The 17,367-nt window shown below is 64.4% G+C and carries 15 protein-coding genes; 7 read left to right on the top strand and 8 right to left on the bottom strand.

The genetic code is table 11. The features are described from left to right. Positions 1–35 precede the first annotated feature (35 nt). From LVJ94_51020 to LVJ94_50990, 7 genes are all read left to right on the top strand, one after another. Positions 36–998 (top strand): helix-turn-helix domain-containing protein, encoded by a 963-nt coding sequence (locus tag LVJ94_51020; protein WXB05218.1) that lies wholly within the window; start codon positions 36–38, stop codon positions 996–998. 29 nt (positions 999–1,027) lie between these two features. After that, positions 1,028–2,029 (top strand): Gfo/Idh/MocA family oxidoreductase, encoded by a 1,002-nt coding sequence (locus LVJ94_51015; protein ID WXB05217.1) that lies wholly within the window; start codon positions 1,028–1,030, stop codon positions 2,027–2,029. Further along, complete coding sequence (locus tag LVJ94_51010) at positions 2,026–2,997, top strand: sugar ABC transporter substrate-binding protein (protein WXB05216.1); 972 nt, start codon at positions 2,026–2,028, stop codon at positions 2,995–2,997. Before LVJ94_51015 ends, LVJ94_51010 begins: the two co-directional genes overlap by 4 nt. Positions 2,998–3,161: 164 nt before the next feature. Next, on the top strand, positions 3,162–3,776 hold the full coding sequence (locus LVJ94_51005) for a helix-turn-helix domain-containing protein (protein WXB05215.1): 615 nt from the start codon (positions 3,162–3,164) through the stop codon (positions 3,774–3,776). Further along, positions 3,773–4,924: a pyridoxal phosphate-dependent aminotransferase gene (locus LVJ94_51000; protein ID WXB05214.1), complete on the top strand. Its 1,152-nt coding sequence runs from the start codon at positions 3,773–3,775 to the stop codon at positions 4,922–4,924. The genes LVJ94_51005 and LVJ94_51000 overlap by 4 nt, the downstream gene beginning before the upstream one ends. 87 nt (positions 4,925–5,011) lie before the next feature. Next, positions 5,012–6,907: a glycosyltransferase family 39 protein gene (locus LVJ94_50995; GenBank protein WXB05213.1), complete on the top strand. Its 1,896-nt coding sequence runs from the start codon at positions 5,012–5,014 to the stop codon at positions 6,905–6,907. Between the two features lie 2 nt (positions 6,908–6,909). Then, positions 6,910–8,160: a glycosyltransferase 87 family protein gene (locus tag LVJ94_50990; GenBank protein ID WXB05212.1), complete on the top strand. Its 1,251-nt coding sequence runs from the start codon at positions 6,910–6,912 to the stop codon at positions 8,158–8,160. On the opposite strand, the gene LVJ94_50985 is transcribed toward LVJ94_50990, so the two are convergent. The 8 genes from LVJ94_50985 to LVJ94_50950 form a co-directional block, all read right to left on the bottom strand. Next, positions 8,102–9,019, bottom strand: coding sequence for a DUF1259 domain-containing protein (locus tag LVJ94_50985; protein ID WXB05211.1), 918 nt, complete (start codon positions 9,017–9,019; stop codon positions 8,102–8,104). The genes LVJ94_50990 and LVJ94_50985 overlap by 59 nt on opposite strands. Then, complete coding sequence (locus LVJ94_50980; protein ID WXB05210.1) at positions 9,016–10,182, bottom strand: multidrug effflux MFS transporter; 1,167 nt, start codon at positions 10,180–10,182, stop codon at positions 9,016–9,018. Before LVJ94_50980 ends, LVJ94_50985 begins: the two co-directional genes overlap by 4 nt. Continuing rightward, complete coding sequence (locus LVJ94_50975; protein WXB05209.1) at positions 10,170–11,651, bottom strand: 4-hydroxyphenylacetate 3-hydroxylase family protein; 1,482 nt, start codon at positions 11,649–11,651, stop codon at positions 10,170–10,172. The genes LVJ94_50980 and LVJ94_50975 overlap by 13 nt, the downstream gene beginning before the upstream one ends. Continuing rightward, positions 11,648–12,490, bottom strand: coding sequence for a TauD/TfdA family dioxygenase (locus LVJ94_50970; GenBank protein ID WXB05208.1), 843 nt, complete (start codon positions 12,488–12,490; stop codon positions 11,648–11,650). Before LVJ94_50970 ends, LVJ94_50975 begins: the two co-directional genes overlap by 4 nt. Then, positions 12,487–13,488, bottom strand: coding sequence for an isocyanide synthase family protein (locus LVJ94_50965; protein WXB05207.1), 1,002 nt, complete (start codon positions 13,486–13,488; stop codon positions 12,487–12,489). The genes LVJ94_50970 and LVJ94_50965 overlap by 4 nt, the downstream gene beginning before the upstream one ends. Positions 13,489–13,636: 148 nt before the next feature. Further along, positions 13,637–14,485 (bottom strand): LysR family transcriptional regulator, encoded by an 849-nt coding sequence (locus LVJ94_50960; protein ID WXB05206.1) that lies wholly within the window; start codon positions 14,483–14,485, stop codon positions 13,637–13,639. Between the two features lie 285 nt (positions 14,486–14,770). Next, positions 14,771–15,712, bottom strand: a complete 942-nt coding sequence (locus LVJ94_50955; protein ID WXB05205.1) for a DUF5829 family protein — start codon at positions 15,710–15,712, stop codon at positions 14,771–14,773. Between the two features lie 37 nt (positions 15,713–15,749). Next, positions 15,750–17,204, bottom strand: coding sequence for a hypothetical protein (locus tag LVJ94_50950; protein ID WXB05204.1), 1,455 nt, complete (start codon positions 17,202–17,204; stop codon positions 15,750–15,752). Positions 17,205–17,367 lie beyond the last annotated feature (163 nt).

Here is a 17,367-nt window from a genome sequence, read left to right as displayed (position 1 = left end):
AAACATCGCTCGTTTCGTGCCAAACTGCAGAACGCATGCATACCATCGCCATCCTCGCCTTCGACGGCGTCGTGCCCAGCGATCTCGCGCTCCCGTGCGATCTCTTCGCGCGCGTTCGGCTGCGCGATGGACGAGCCCCCTACGACGTGCGCGTGTGCGCCGCCACCAAGGACGTTCGCACCGGTGCCTTCGACCTGCGCGCACGGTGGGGACTTCGCGCCGTGAACACGGCGGACACGATTTTCGTGCCGGGAGTGGCCGATCCGCGGCACGCTACCCCCCCCGCGATCCTTCGCACGCTGCAGCGTGCGGCCCGCCGTGGAGCGCGCGTGGCCTCGATCTGCTCGGGGGCGTTCATCCTGGCCGAGGCCGGACTGCTCGACGGACTGCGGGCCACGACGCATTGGTTGGGCGCACCCGAGCTCGCGCGACGTTATCCGAAGATCGCGGTCGACCCGAATGTGCTCTTCGTGGACAACGGCCGCATCCTCACCTCCGCGGGCGCCGCCGCCGGCCTCGATCTCTGCCTGCACATGGTGCGGTGCGATCATGGCTCGGCGGTGGCCGCCGATGCCGCGCGCATGGCGGTGATGCCGCTCGAACGCACCGGCGGGCAAGCGCAATTCATTGCCCACGAGCCCCCCACGCCCGACGCCCATGGCGCCTCCCTCGAGCCCGTGTTGCGCTGGCTCGAACGCAACGACGATGCATCGCTCACGCTGGAGGATATTTCACGCCGCGCGCGGATGAGCGTCCGCACCCTGTGCCGGCGCTTTCGGGAACAGACGGGAACGACGCCGTTGCAATACCTACTTCGCGCGCGCGTCCGCCGGGGCCAATGTTTGCTCGAGACGACGGACGAGTCCATCGAACGCATCGCCTACGACGTGGGCTTCGGCTCGCCAACGACGTTCCGAACCGCCTTTCAGCGGATCGTGAGCACGAGCCCCAAAGCCTATCGCAACGCATTTCGCGCCTTGACACCCCCGGGGCGGTGAACGACCCTTTTGGGCAGGGGACGTGCACCATGCGAATCGGACTTGCCGGTGTTGGGCTCATTGGTTCCTTTCACGCCAAGACGCTTCGGCAGCTCTCGGCCATCGATACACTGGTCATCGCCGACGCCAACGCCGAGCGCGCGCGTCAGATTGCGGGTGAGGTCGGTGCTCGCGCAGCCGATCGCGTCGACGATCTGTTCCGCGAAAAGCTCGACGGCCTGGTCATCGCAGCCGCGACGGATGCGCACCCGGGGCTCATCGTGCAGGCCGTGGAGGCGGGTATTCCGGTCTTCTGCGAGAAACCGGTGGCGCCAACCTTGGGGGAGACGCTCACCGTGCTCGAGCACGTCGAAAAAACACGCGTGCCGGTGCAAATTGGATTTCAACGCCGCTTCGACGCCGGATACATCGCCGCACGCGAGGCCATTCAAAGCGGACGCCTGGGCTGGATTCACACTTTGCGGGCGTGCACCTTGGACGAAGCGCCACCGCCGCCATCGTACGTGCCGACCTCGGGGGGCATCTTCCGCGATTGCAGCATTCACGATTTCGACGTTCTTCGCTGGGTCACCGGCCGTGACGTCGTAAGCGTGTACGCCACGGGGGCCAACCGCGGAGACGACTACATCCGTGACGCGGGCGACTTCGACACGGCCGCCGTCCTGCTCACCTTCGACGACGGTACCCTCGCCGCGGTCTCGGCCAGCATGTACAACACCATGGGTTACGACGTCCGGCTGGAAGCCTTGGGCTCCAAGCAGAGCATCGCGGTTGGGCTCGACGAGCGCACGCCCCTCCGTTCCGTCGAACCCGAGGCGCGCTTTCCGGCGGGCAGCCCGTACCCGGGATTCATCGAGCGATTTCGCAAAGCCTACGAGCGCGAGCTCGCCGTGTTCCTCGACGTCGCGGCGCGACGGATCGAGACACCGTGTTCGGCGGCCGACGGCTTGGCCGCGTTCCTCGTGGCCGAAGCGTGCGAGCGCTCGCGCCGCGAGGGTCGCCCCGTGCAAATGTCCGAGGTGCAGCCGTGAGGGCCCTCGCCGCGTTCACATTTGCCGCCCTCGCGCTCATCGCCTGCAACAAGGACAAAGGAAACGCGACGGCGACGGCGGCCACCAGCGAACCGGTGAAGCCCACCCCGGAATTGACCTTTGCATTGGTGTCGCATGCCAATGCCGGTGACAAATATTGGGATGTCGTGAAGACCGGCGAGGAGCAGGCCGGCAAAGATCTCGGCATCAAGGTGACGTACCAGGGCTCGGGCAATCCGCAGAAGCAGGCACAACTCATCGATGCGGCCGTGAGCCAGAAGGTCGATGGCCTCATCGTCTCCATGGCCAATCCGGAGGCGCTGAAGTCGTCCATCGAGGCAGCGATCCGCGCGGGCATTCCGGTCATCACCATCGACTCGGGGGTCGAAAAATCGGCCGAGTATGGCGCGCTCACGCACATCGGGCAGATGGAAAAGATCGCAGGGCAGGCGGCCGGCGAGCGGCTGGCCAAAAAAGGCCTCAAACGCGTCCTCTGCGTGATTCACGAGGCGGGCAACGTCGGACTCGAGGAGCGCTGCGCCGGGGCCAAGCAGGGTCTCGGTAAGCTCGAGCATTTGCAAGTCTCCATCAGCGACCTGACCGCGGCCACCGCCACCATCGCCGCCAAGCTGCAGGCCGATACCACCATCGATGGCGTGCTCACGCTCAACAACGCCGTGGCCACCGCCGCCGTCAACGCCGCCGAACGAGCCAAGCGCCCCACGGTGACCTTGGCGACGTTCGACATCGACGCAAACGTCCTTTCGAGCATCTCCCAGGGCAAAATCTTCTTTGCCATCGACCAGCAGCCCTTCTTGCAAGGCTACCTGCCCGTGTCGTTCCTCAAACTGTACAAAATGAACGGCACCACCGTGGGCGGCGGCCAACCCGTGTTGACCGGCCCCGGCTTCATCGACAAAGCCAACGTCGAGCAAGTTCAGAAATTCGTGCAACAAGGCACACGCTAAGAGAGAGAAAATCGAACCGCCAAGACGCCAAGAACGCCAAGGGTTGGAGGTTGGTGAAGCGGCGCGCTCCGACACATCAAATCAATCTTGGCGACCTTGGCGTCTTGGCGCTTCAACAGCCTTGAATTTGACAATTCGTCCAGATCGGACATAACGTCCGATAGATGGGTCGTGCTCGGGAAAAAGCCTTGGTTCGGCAGTGGTCGCCGGTTTGCCGGGCGATCGTGCGTCTTTTGGGGCCGCACGCGGAGGTGGTGGTGCACGATCGGAAGAGCGACACGGTGCTCGGCATCTGGGGCTCGCTGTCCGGGCGCGAAGCGGGCGAGCCTTCCCTGCTGGGCGAGCTCGACACGCTCACGCCGTCGGAGCCCGATGTGTACGGGCCGTACGAAAAGCTGCTCGCGGGCGGGCGCCGGTTGTCGTCGGTGAGTGCCATGTTGGACGACGTGGTGCTTTGCATCAATTTCGAGCGAACGTCGTTCGAGGAGGCCGCGCGCGTGCTGGCCGCGTTTGCAGCCCCCGCGGCGGCGGCGCCGGAGCCGCTGGTCGAACGCGATTGGGTCGAGTGGGTCGGACAGACCATCGATGCCTGCGTGCGCGAAAGCGGCCGCGCCGTCGAACGTCTCACGCGCGAAGACCGCCTCGCCGTGCTCACGGCCCTGGAAGAGCGGGGCGTTTTCCGAGTGCGCAAGGCCGTGCCCCTCGTTGCGCGCGCGCTGCGCGTCTCGCGCTCGACGCTTTATACCTTGCTCACGGAGACCAAAAGGACCGAGCCATGACCGCACTTCCCGATTTCCGACTCGAAACGCACTTCTCACGCTGGGAATTCGCCGCCCGCTACCATTTGACCGCGTCCGATGCGGAAAGCATGTCCATGGCGGAACTGCTCGATTGGGCCGACGACGAGGACCGCGAGGCATGGTCGACCCTGCGTCTCGGCTACACGCAGACCCATGGTGATCCACGCCTGCGCGAGCTGATTGCCTCGACGTACGACGGCGTCGCGCCCGAGCAGATCCTCTGTTTTGCGGGGGCGGAAGAAGGCCTCTACCTCGCCATGCAGGTCCTGCTCGCACGCGGAGATCACGCCGTGGTGGTCACTCCGAATTACCAGGCCGCGGAGACCGTACCGCTGTCCCAGTGCGAAGTCACCGGCGTCGCGCTCGAGGCCGACCGCGATTTCGCATTGGACATCGCCCGCATCGAAGCCGCGCTTTTGCCGAATACCAAGCTCGTCTCGGTCAATTTTCCAAACAACCCAACGGGCAAGGTCATCCCCAAAGCCGATTTCGAGCGCCTCGCCGCCTTGTGCGATGCGCGCGACATTCACCTCTTCAGCGACGAAGTCTACCGCGGGCTCGAACGCGATCCTTCGCGCATGCTTCCCCAGGCAGCCGACCTTTCACCGCGCGCGCTCTCGCTGAACGTCCTGTCGAAGGCCCTCGGCCTGCCAGGTTTGCGCATCGGGTGGATTGCGTGCCGCGACCGCACGGTCATCTCCCGGCTCGAGCGCGCCAAGCACTATACGTCCATTTGCAATGCGGCGCCGAGCGAGATCCTGGCCCGGATTGCCCTCAAATCGCGCGAGAAAATCTTGAAGCGCAATCGAGCCATCGTCGCCGAAAACCTGCCGCGCTTCGAAGCGTTCTTCGCGCGATATCCCTCCCTCTTCGAGTGGGCGCCGCCCGATGGCGGCTGCGTAGGCTTTCCCCGCTACCTCGGAAACGACGGCGTCGAAGCCTTTTGCGAAGCGCTGGTCGAAGAGGCGGGTGTGCTCTTGCTACCTTCCAGCATCTACCGATCGGAGCTCACGCCCACCCCGTCGGACCGCTTCCGCATCGGCGTCGGACGGCGCGGCGCCGAAGAAGCGCTGGAAGCGTTTGGGCAGTGGTTGCAAAAGCGCCCCGCGAACTCGACACACATATAACTTTCGCGAATGCCCACGATAATCATGATTTAGCCAGCGTTATCCGCGCTATTCCACTATAAATCCCTTTCATCGAAAGGGACGGCGATGTCTGTGGCCGAGAGCGCGTATGCACGGCGCGAACGCATTTCCATGTCGCGCGAGGCCATTGCGGCCGGGTGCCTGGCGGCGGGCGCGTTCGCGCTCCTGTTCTGGGGCGTCCATCGTGCGGATCCTCATTATTACTATGCGCCCGCCGTACGCAGCATGAGCGACAGCTGGCACGCCTTCGTGTACGGCGCGCTGGATCCGGCGGGAAGCATCACCCTCGATAAAATGCCAGGGGCCTTTTGGCTTCAAGCGCTCAGCGCACGACTGTTCGGTTATTCGAATTGGTCCATCGCACTTCCGCAAGCGCTGCTGTTCGGTGCGACGGTGTTGATGCTGTTCGACACCGTTCGCGCGTGGGCCGGCGCCAAGGCGGGGCTCGGTGCAGGGCTCGTCTTTGCGCTCACCCCCATCACGATCGCGTTGGGGCGCATCAACATCCCCGACACCACGCTGGTGTTTTGCCAAGTGTGTGCAGCACGCGCCATGCTGCGGGCCACCCATACGGGTCACCTGCGCCCGCTCCTCGCGGCGGCCGTTTGGCTCGGCCTCGCCTTCCAGGTGAAAATGGGCCAGGCCTTCGCCGTCGTGCCGAGCTTCGGCCTCGCGTACCTCGTCGCGGCGCCTGGCTCGCTGGGAAAGCGCATTACCCGCGGCGGTGCCGCACTCGTGGTGATGGCCGGCATCAGCCTGCTCTGGCCCCTGCTGCTCTGGCTCACCCCCGCGAGCGCGCGTCCCTACGTCGATGGGTCGGAGCACAACTCCGTTTGGGAAATGGTCTTCGGCTATAATGGATTGGGGCGTTTCATCCAACTAGGGAAGAACGCGCCCATCATGGCGGCGCTCGCCGGCGAATCGAGCTGGGATCGCCTGTTCGGCGCGACGCTAGGGCCGCAGATCGGCTGGCTCGTTCCGTTCGCGGCCCTGGCCTTCGTCGTGGGAATCGCATTGCGCCGGGGTAGCCCGCGCACCGATGCGCGCCGCGCAGGATGGCTGCTATGGGGCAGTTGGCTGCTCGTGCACGCCGTCGAGTTCTCCACCACGTCGGATATTCATCCTTATTATACCGCCACCCTGGCGCCGGCCATCGCGGCCCTCACCGGTGCGGGATTCGTCGCCCTGGCCGAGCCATGGGCGGCGGGCGCTCGACTGGGACGCGGGCTTCCCGCTGCCGTGGCCGCGACCGGCATTTGCGCCGTGTCCCTCTCCTTGCGCGAGAAAGAGTATCTGCCGTGGGTATGGCCCGCCGTCGCCGCGCTCACCCTCGTCGCGTGCGTACTTTTGACCCTTCGGCAGCGGCCACGGGTGGCGCTGCCCATCGCGGCCGCGGCGATGCTTTTCGCCCCGGCCCATTGGGCGGTTGCCGCATCGGGAAATCCGATGAAGGGCCTCTCGACGATCAGCCCGGTGGCCGGTCCGGTGCGTCCGCTGACCTCGAAGACCATGGCCGCACTGCATGGCTTTCCTGCGCACGTGCACATTCCCGTCAGCGTCGGGGATATGCATATGAGCACGCCGAATACGACCTTGATCGCCTACGTTGCGGCCCATCACCAAGGTGAACGCTACGTGTTCGCCGTCCCCACCGCCAACACCGCCGCACCCTATTTGCGGGCTGGGTACAGCGTGCTTCCCATGGGCGGATTCACCGGTTCGGCGGCCATGCCCACCGTGGACGAACTCGCCGCGGCCATCGCCGCGGGCCATCTGCGTTATGTGCTGACCGGCGGCTTTCACGGAAAAATGGGGGGCCCCGTCGCCCGTGAACGGCAGGCGTGGGTCCAGTCGCATTGCGAACCCGTCCCACCTGCCGACTACGAGAACCCCACAGAGCCCACCGGCCCGCCGGGCAGTCCAGAAGTGCTGTTCGACTGCCGCAACCTTCGAGGACACTGATCATGCCGCAATTGCCGCCGTCCCTCGCGTGGTTCGCCCGCCATGGCTGGGGCCTCGCCGTGGGGGGCACCGTGCTCCTGGCCACGCTCATCGCGCTGCATCCGTACACGATGCCCATGCGCTATCCGCTTCTGGACATGGTCGATTTGCGGACCTACCGCGACGGTGGCCAGGCCATTCTTTCCGGCACCCCGCTCTACACCCTCGCGTCCGGCGGCTACAAACTCGCCTTCGTTTACACGCCCTTTGCGGCGCTCGTGTTCGTCCCCCTCGCGTGGGTACCCTGGTGGCTGGTCGATCTGCTCGCGCCCATGGCGCAGTTGCTCCTTTTCGCGTGGACCATCTGGGTCGCCCTGCGCGCGCTCGGTCACCTGGACGGGCGACAGCTTCGGTATGCCACCTTGGGCCTGGCCGCCGTATTCCTCTTTTTGGAGCCGGTGCTTTTGACCCTTTGCTTCGGGCAAATCAACATCGCGCTCATGGCCCTGATCCTTTGGGACCTCGGCATCGCGCGCACGCCCCGCTGGCAACGTTGGCAAGGAGCCGCGGTGGGCATCGCCGCAGGAATCAAGCTCACGCCGGGGATCTTCATCATCTATTTGCTATGCACCCGACGCCCGCGCGCCGCCGTGGTGGCCACCCTGGCCCTTGCAGGCACCGTCGCCCTCGGCTTTCTGGTAGCCCCCGCCGATTCCCTTCAATGGTGGACCGGCACCTTCGCCCATGCATCGCGGATTGGCGAATATGGAACGTGCGTCAATCAATCCTTGAGCGGATTGGTCACCCGACTCACCCACGAAAGCCGCCCCGCCCAGCTACCGTGGCTTCTTCTCTGCCTGGCCACCGCCGGCGTCGGACTCACCACTGCCGCGGCTGTGCATCGCGCGGGTCATACCCTGCTCGGCATCACGCTCTGCGGCTTGACGGGAACCATGGTATCGCCCTTTTCGTGGACGCATCATTGGGTGTGGCTCGTCCCCCTGGCGATCGTGGCCCTTCACCACGCGGAAGAATTCCCGCGCACGACCCGCAGGGCCCTCTTCGGAGCATTCGCCGTATGCACGCTGGCATGGCCGATCGGCTTCGTCACCGGCCGGCACATGCCCGACATGTTCGGGCTCTTTGCCATCGGCTCATGGCATGGGCTCGAACTCGTCTATCACAACACCTTCATTCTTCTATACGCGGTGGTCCTCACGTGGGGCCGACGTTGGTCTTTTCGAGCGCAGCCTTCAGTGCCCGCGCCAGCTTGACCGCATCGTCGTTGGCCCAAAAGTGCAAATAGAAGAGGCGCGGCTCGTCCCACAAATCGTGGTGGTGCAGCTCGGCGATTTCGATGCCGTGCGCCCGCAAGGTGTCGACCACGCCTTGCACCTCGTCGGCGAGCATCGCAAAATCGCCATTGATGGCCGCCTTGCCCTCCCCCGTCGGCTGGAAGCGAAGCGACGCCATCGCGCCGAAGGTGGACGGCACGGACATCCCGCGCATCTTCATGCTCTCTTTGCGCGGAAAGAGGTAATGGCGCACGCCTGCATCGGTCACCCCGGTGGCGCCCAAAATCTGGTCCAACTTGGCCGTGTCCACGGTGTGCGCCACCGGCTTGGGCGGCGACGCACCCAGCGCCCCCGTTTGCGCGAGCGCACCGTGCACCAAGCGCGCAATCTCGACTTGGTCGCCGTCGGCCATGAGGTGAATCCACAGCAGACGAGGCTCCTCGCTGAGGAGGTGCTTGTGCATCGCGGCCATCTTCACTTGCGTGCCGGAGAGCTTGCTCATCACGGCCTGCGCCTCGTTCTCGGTGGCCACGAAGTCGGCCATCACCATGACCTGGTCGTTCTTCATCGGGTAAAAGATGAAGGACGTCGTATGCGTGAGCGACGAGGACAAGTCGAGTCCGCGCACGCTCAACTTCAAGTCGGTGCGCGGAAATTCGAATTTGTACAATCCGCCCGGAAAGGGTTTCCCTTGCTTGCCGAACACGCGGGCGACCGGCGCGTAGTCGTGGGCGGTCGCTCCCGTGGTCTCGGTGACGACGTGCGCATTGCGCGCACCGCCAGCGCATCCCGCCAAGCCGAGCGCCAGGGCAAGGGTGAGGGGTCTCGTGATGATCATACTTTCTCCCGTTGGTTTCTCGTGACGATGGCCAGTGCACCGGCGCCGCAAGTGACCGCGGTGATGGCCATGGGTAGCGGAGTTCCGTCGCGACCGAGCCCCGCGATGGGGGCGACGATCGCGCCGGAAAGAAACTGAAAAACGCCGAGCAGCGCCGACGCACTGCCCGCCGCGTGGGGGTAATTCTCCATGGCCAGCGCGGTGGCATTGGGGATGACCATGCTCACGCTGCACACGATGATGAACATGCCCAAAAGCAGGAGCGGCAGCCCCGCACCGCTGGTTGCCGCCACGAGAAGCGTCGCCGCGCCGGTGGCGGTGGTGGTCAATCCATAGCGAAGCAGCCGGCTCGACGGAATGCGCTGCACGAGGTACCGATTGAATTGCCCCGTGCCAAGCAGACCACACGCGTTGACGGCGAAGGCCAGGCTGTATTCTTGCGCCGTCAGATGGAACCCCTTTTGGAGCACGAACGACGACGCGGACAAATACGAAAAGAACGCCCCCATGGTCAGGCTCACCGCCGCCAGGTACGTGGCATACGTGCGATCGCCGAGAAGCGACTTGAAGGTCCCCAAGGTCCGGCGAAGGCTGTTCGCGTGTGACGGCGCGGGGAGCGGCGGCAACCCTTTGGCAACCGCCGCACAGGCCACGAGGCCGTAGACGACGAACACGGAGAACACCCCGCGCCACGAGGTGATCCGGAGCAGCTGCGCACCGACGATGGGCGCCACGATCGGCGCGACGCCCAGCACCATGACGAGAATGGAAAACGCGCGCACCGCATCTTTTCCCGAGTGCGTATCGCGCACGATGGCCCGCGCGATCACGATGCCCACCGCGGCGGCCAGTCCTTGCGCGAAACGAAGCGCGATGAGCCATGCCACGGAGCCCGCCAAGGGACAGAGCGCCGAGACGAGGACGTACCCCGCGAGCCCCGCGAGGAGCGGCCCTCGGCGACCGTAGCGATCGCTCAGCGGGCCGCCCATCGCTTGCCCGAGGGCCAACCCCGCCAAGCATGCCGTCAAAGTGAGCTGAATGCGCGCAGCACTCGCACCGAGATCCGCCGCCATCGCGGGAAACGCGGGAAGGTTCAAATCGATGGTGAGCGGCCCCAAGGCCGAGAGCGCCCCCAGAAGGACGAGGAGGTTTACGCGACCCACGGTCCGCGCGTCCAGCCCTGCAGATCGTAGTCGTCCATGCACTCTTGGACGAAGGCTTCGCAACGCTGAATCGACCCGCGCCGTGTGGCCCACTTCAGAGCGTCCAGGCGAATTTGCTCACCGTTGCCCGAGTAGTTGCGCTCGTACAGTTCGTGGCGCCCGCCGAACTCCGTGCCAATGGCATCCCACACCAGCTTGAACAGCTTGATGCGATCGAGCGCGCTGGCATCGGATCCGCGGTAAAAGCGGTCGATGAGGGGGCGAAGCTCGGGATTTTGCAGATCGCGGTGGCTGGAGGGAACGACCAGCGGCGCCCCGCCGAGGTGCGTCTCGAAGAGCGCGTGCACGCGGTCCCAGATCTGTGCATTGTACATCCGCATGGCCGACGCATATTCGAGCTTGGGCACCACGGTGCCGCCGGCGTTCGGCTCGGGATCGTACGCCATGGCGGTGGTGAGCCCCCACACCATGTCGCGCATGGTGATGATCTCCCCGACGGCGGCTTGCACGCCGCGAAACACGTCGGTGCCATTGACACGGGCGCCGCGCGAGAGAAGCCCGGTCATGAGATCGAGCTTGGTGGCCAATCGAATCCCCGATTGGAAATTGTACAGATTGGCGAAACCCGATTTGGCGTAAAACCCCGTCGAGCGCTCGATGTCGCGGTAGACGAGGACGTCTTCCCAGGGGATGAAGGCCTCGTCCAACACGAGCACCGCGTCGTTCTCGTCGAAGCGGCTGGCCAGCGGCTGATCGAAGGGCGCACTGCGCGCATACGGCGTTCGACAGAGCAGGTGCGCGCGCGGGTTGTCCATGCGGACGAAGAACACCGTGGCAAAGTCCTCCGCCTTGCCCGACTCGAGCACGGCCGAGGCCACGGGGGCGACGAAGCTCGCGTGCGTGATGGCCGAGCCGGTGGCGAGCATTTTCGCGCCGCTCACCACGATGCCCGCATCGGTCTCGCGCACGACCCGGATGAAGACGTCCTCCATGTCGTGGATGGGGCGTTTTCGGTCGATGGGAGGATTGATGATCACATGATTGAGGTACAGCGCCCGCTCGGTGAATTCGCGGTACCAGGAGACGGCGTTCTTGGCGAAGGGCCCATAATATTCGGAATTGACCGCCAGGCCGGCCATGAAGGCCGCCTTGTAGTCCGGCGTGCGCCCGAGAAATCCGTAGCCCAAACGCGACCAGATCGCGATGGCCTCCCGCGCATCGAGAAGGTCTTGGCTGCTGCGACTCGGCTTGAAAAACTTGTGCGTCCGAGTCCCGTAGACGTCGACGCCCGTGAGCGCGTCGGACGTCGCGGGATCGTGCAGTGCATCGTACATGCGGCGAATGGAGAGCGCCGAATTGCGAAAAGCAGGGTGCTTCGTGACGTCGGCGACCTTCTCGCCGTTCACGTAGACGTTGCGGGCATCGCGGAGGCTTTCGAGGTATTCCTCGCCGGTCAGCAAGCGATTCATTGGTACGACACCAGGCCAGGGTTGTTCAACGGAGGGTCCCCCAACACGTGCACGCGTTGGAGGTGGCGAGGGGCTCGGGAGACGAAGGCCTCTCGGCCGTGCAGCAAGGTGTAATTGTCGGAAATGACGACATCGCCGGGTTGCCAGGCGTGCGCATAGTAATTCTCCGGTGCCCGAAGCGCGGCCTGCAGGCTGCGGTGGAATTCGACGAGTTCGTCGGCGAAGACGCCGGTGAATTCGAGCGTCGGGTGGTTGACGAAGCTATCGTCGTCCGCGGCAGCCGGCTCGTTGTAGCGGATGACCGGGAACCCGCGATCGGGGTGGGGCGTCACCACCGGCGAGATGGTCTTGCTGTCGTAAAATTCCATTTTACGATGGTAGGTACCCGTCACCCTTTTCCAGAGTTCGCGCGTGGCGAGGGGCGCACGCTCGAGCGCGAGCACGGTGTTGGCGAAGGTGGTTCGCCCGCCCTGCCCCGCCAAGGGCGCGCGCACGCAGTGAAACATTTGAAACTCGGGGACCTGCGGCCGGTACATACCGTCCCAGTGCAGCGGGACGTAGTTGTTGTCGAAGATATGGTCCTGCGGATCGTCCTGCTCGATGAGCTCGAGCACCTTGCCGAAAGGCCAGATGCTCACCTCTCCCCAGCGTCCGCAGTAGTCGGCAAAGGCGTCGGCGCTGTCGAAGGGAAGAAAACCGCGCAAGACGAGCAAATGGTGTTTTCGCGCGAGGTCGCGCAGCGGACCAATGCGAAGTTCGCAGGGGTCGCGCTCGATCCCGCGGGCACGGATCATCATGCCGAAGGGCGTTACGGGAATGGTGTCGTACGTCATGGTCATGATGCACCCGTCAATTCGTAGTGGCTGGCGCGCCCCTCGTGGGCGACGACGCGTGCGCCGAGTGCTTCCGCCTCGGCGCGCTTGAGCAAAACGAAGTGCCCGCCCATGTCGACGGCCACGCCGTGCCAGGGGGTGAGCCAGCTGTCGGCCGTCTCCATCATGTGAATTCCGAGCTTTTCACTGCCGCAGGTCTGCGGGTGAATCGACAGTCGCACCGATTGCGGAAAATGCACCTCGAGCAGCCGGCCCCACGCTTGGCTGCGGCGAATGACCTCGTAGGCGCGGCGCCGGCATTCGCGCTGCAGGGCGCTGCGCGAGGCCGTACCATCCGGCCGCGTGGCGTCCTCCACGAGGAATCTCGTGATTCCGCAATAGAGGCGGTGCGGCTCCCCTCCGGCGCGGACGGCATCTCGCAGGGCCTCCAGCGATTCGCCGTACTCCTGCATGAGTCGCTCGCGCATGGCCTCGAAGGAGAGGCCCGCGAAGACTTGATCGAGGTTGAACGTGGCCAGCGCCGACGATGAAATGCGAGATATCATCGCCGACAGTTCGTGCTGGTAGCCGGTAATATCGATGTCGCGTATCCCGACGATGTCGTTAAAGACACGCCCGTCGGAGCAGAGAACGACGCGCGCACCGGGCGCATACTCGCGCCGGATCCGCTCGCAGAGGCTCGCGAGGAATTCGAGCGAGCGCTGTTCGGCCATGTCGGGCATGGGGCCGAGCACTTTGGTCGGATTGGGCGACTTTCCCGGAAATGCCGGAAGTATGAAGGAGACGGGCTCGCGGTTCGCGATGGCCGACACCACGCGGGCCAGGTGCGGTGCGAGGCACTCGGCGCAGGGCGAGTCGCCGCACGAGACGCCGGCCGCGGGCACGCGGCGAACGCGCATGACGTGCATCAAGAGCTGAGTGCCGAGAGCCCACGCTTCCTCGGGTGCAGCGATATCGAGCCCTGTCGATGGACGGGTGCCGTAACACGTTTGGGTCGTGTGCATGGTATGGTTTGTCGTTGCCTCGTGAAATCAGAGGGCGACTCAACTTAACGCGATGTCACCACCAAGACGAATTCATCGCGTCACTGACTGCAATAAGTAATAATTATACCTGTGCGCGCAAAAGAGCGGAGCACTCGAAGACCGAGGCTCAACCCGTGAGCGCGGCCGAAGCAATGCCCACCAGCGCTTTACCCGCGCGCGAGGCCAGTACTTCGTTGCGGTAAATGAGATATATCTCGTCGTGAAACGTCGGCATCGCCGGAACGGGACACAGGCGCATACCGGGCCCACATCGAGCCACACGCGAGGGCAGAATTCCAAACCCCGCGCCCGATGCGACGAGTGCACGAATCACTTCCAAACTGGGGCATCCGATGAAACGTCGGATCTGCAGTGAGCGCGCACCGAGTTTCTTCAGGACGTATTGCGTCTGCAAAAGCTCGGGGTCCCCAAAGAGATCGTGCTCGTAGCGCCCTCGCTCGACCTCGAACACGGTCACCACGTCGGTGCCCAGTTTTTTGAGCACGAGATCGGGGTGCACTACCGGATTGACCACGAACGCCAGATCGATACGAAAATCGATGACCGCCTCGGTGATCCGGCGTGATAGATCGTGGGCCAATTGAATCTCGATGCCCGGCGCTTGCGCGGTGAGATCATTGAAAAATTTCGGAAGCATGTACGCCCCGACCGAAGGGTGACATCCAAGCCGATACCGCCCTTTGACTTCCGTATCATCGGCCTTGGCCGCCGCCTGCACGGACTCCCACATCTCGAGCAAGTGAGCCGCGCGCCCGGCGGTCCGCTCGCCCGCCTTGGTCAATTGCACACCGGTGCGGGTGCGTAAGAGCAACTTCGACCCCACCGAAGCCTCGAGCTTTTTCATCGCCTGGGTAAGCGCCGGCTGCGTAATGCCCAGCCTCACGGCGGCCCGCGACAAGTTCGAGGTTTTGGCGATTTCGAGAAAGTACTTTAGCTCCGTAGCACTCGGCAGCATCGGCCCGAATCTCCCGCTCCGAGCCGACCTTCACCCGCCCTCAGGTTCTCCCGGCCCTTTCATGGGTCCCAGGGCAATGTGCATGATTGTTCGTGGCTCAACAAGGCAATGCCGATGCATTGGTGTGTTCCACCCCATGCAACAATGCTTCTAGTTCGATGAGAAGCCTTTCGCCTCATTGGAACTACACCCGATGACTACCCCAGAGCGGGCGCTCGGTCGATGTCAAAACAACGCGATAGCTGAAACACCGCGGGATCATTCGGTACGGAACTATTTCTGGCTCTACTGCTGCGCTGGCGCGAAACGCCACACGGCGGTGGCATCGGGGCCGACTTCGAGCGTCGAATGGCCGAGGGCCATGGACTCGTGGTGGGTCGGTCGCGTGAGGGCGAAACGCAGCTCGACCAACCCCCGGCGCACGGGGTCGGCGGTGACGCGCAACTCGACGCCGTCGCTCGTGGCAATGGCGTCTTCGCCGTTGCGAACGGCCACCCATCCAAAGGCGGCCAGCGACTCGGCAAACTTGTCGCGTTCATGGGAGGGCGCAAAGAAATGCGCTCCACGAACATCTCGGAGCAATCGCTCGGGGCGGTACTTTTTCGCGTTGAAGGTCGCGCGCGTGATGTCCTCGGGACCACTGCGAACGGCAGCGAACTTCCAGGACATGAACTCGGGCAGATATTCCATGACCCAACACTCGAGCCAGGTGCCATTGCCCTCGGGTATCACGGTCGCAGCTTTGAACCAGGGGATCTCACTTCCGTCCGAATCGTTGATTTTCAGCGTTCTCACCGGGATCGGTATGCTTGGACTCCGAACCTTGTTCGCCAAGGCGTCCAATTCGCCAATCTTGTCGACGCCCAGACCGATCCCGCTCTCCCCCGTCCGGCTTTTGGGTTGCGGACCGAAGATTTCGACGTAGGTCTCGCGACCGGTCACGTAGAAGCCTGTCCAGGAACGACCGTCGGCCTCGGTGGTCGAAAGCATGGTGCCTGCAAAGGTCTCCGTGACGAAGGGGTTCTTTGCGATCGCCGTCGCTGTCTCTTCGTCGAACTGCCCCAGGACGTGATTGAGCCGCACCTTTGACGCTGCGACTGCCGGGGCCGATGTCGCGGACACGGGCGGGCGCGCGAGCGATGGTGCACGGGAAGCGCATGCCGCGGCCACGAGACCGAGTGAGCTCACGAATCCTAGGGCAAGCCCATTGCGAGAAAGCGAGAACATGCGTCGGCTTCTAGCGCCAAGTTGGACCCTTCACAAATCAGGCAACGGGGGTTCGCCCCAGCGTCATGTCGACGTAGAGGGACAAGGCGATGCGAACCGCCGGAGGTGAATCGCCCCCCGGCAATCGCTGGGGCTCGGCGGAGAAAGAGATCTCGAGAACCTCGCCCGATATGACGGAGACGAAGTAGCTCTCGATGGAGAGAATGCCGTCCGTCCACGCGAAACCAGAGGCATTCGCGCCTGCAATCTGAGCATCGCATCGCTCGGGATGACCCTGGCGGACCCGCTGCCCCATGCATCGTGACGCAAATGCGTCCACGGAGTCGTCCGTGTCGTGGACGATGAAGGCCACCGAGATGGGCGCTTCGTCGGGTGGCCAGTCCCTGTACTCGACGGGGTGCGCGATCCAGGTGTTGCGCGCGCCGAAGCGTTTCACGGTCCACGCTTCGTGGACGCGAAGCTCGATGCCGTGAAGGCGAAGGTCATCCGCCATCGGGTCCGTTGGCTTCGATCGCGCGATCAAGCGAAACCATGCTTCGCCCGGCGTGTTCTTCATGGTCATCTCGACGTCGAGGCCATCGAGGGGCCCAGGGGACGGCGCCACGACATGCCCGCCGTAGAGCATCGGAGGGCTACCCGCCGCCTCGCCGAAAACGACGGCCAGTCTTGCACACACGGTTCGAAAGCTCCCGTGCGCGGTGTCCATCCAGATCCACGTCGTGTCCCGGCCCACGGTGAACGCAACCGCAGCCCGACCGTGAGCCTGGGCCTCGACCCTTTGCACGGTGGAGAGTACGGCGAGCAGATCGTCCACGAAGCGAACCGCATCCTGCACGCGCCCGCTCATCGTGCCATGCCACATGGCCGCAAGCTCGGAGCTCGTGTTTCGCCGAACCGATGGGACAAGCGCGCTGATCCCTCGTGCCCAGCGTCGTGCGATGGATCCACCGTCGTGGATATCTCGGGCCGCAATCTGCTGAAGCACTTCGTTCTCGGTGCATTGGCGGATCCACGGGGCGGCCGTTTCTCGCCATTCGCAGAGCCGCACCAACGCCATGGTCGCCTTCGCCGACTCCGCATGGACGGCATCGAGGCCGCGCTCGATGGCTGCCTCGATGCGCTCCCGGGCTCGCACGTCGAAGTCCGCATCGAGGAGGTGCCCCACGGCGGCGAGTTCGGGGGATATCCATGTTGGTTGATCGAAAGCTGCCCAGAGAGCGCGTTGACGGTGCGCGTTGGAGCCCGCCACGAGCAAGGCCACGGCGCCCACCAATTGAATGCGCCAATTGGGCTCGGCAAGGAGTGCGGTGAGCTCCCCATCGAGGCGGTCGCCACTTCGCGAAATGGCGTGACGTATGGCCTGCACGCTTTCGGTCGCGTTGGACGTGGGCCCTAGTAGCTTGAGGCAACGCGGCACGTGCGAGAGCGCGCTCGTTGTGACGAGCGGAGAAAATGCCCCTGCGGATGCGAGCTCGGAACTCTGCTGGTGCATGCGACCCACGTGGAAGCTTCGGAATGTACGCGCTCATCCCCGCAAGCGCTGCTCGGAGGAGCTCGTGCGAGGGCGCATTTTTCGCGACGTTGCGACGCCTTCCTTCCCGACAAAATAGCCACGGGCGTTGACGCGCAACTTCGCCGAGGTGATGGTCGACTCC

This window comes from Sorangiineae bacterium MSr11367 (genome assembly GCA_037157805.1).
In the GTDB taxonomy this organism is placed as follows: Bacteria; Myxococcota_A; Polyangia; order Polyangiales; family Polyangiaceae; genus Pendulispora; species Pendulispora rubella.
The sequence above is the reverse complement of the archived record's forward strand: the minus strand, read 5'-3'. Positions and strand labels throughout refer to the sequence as shown.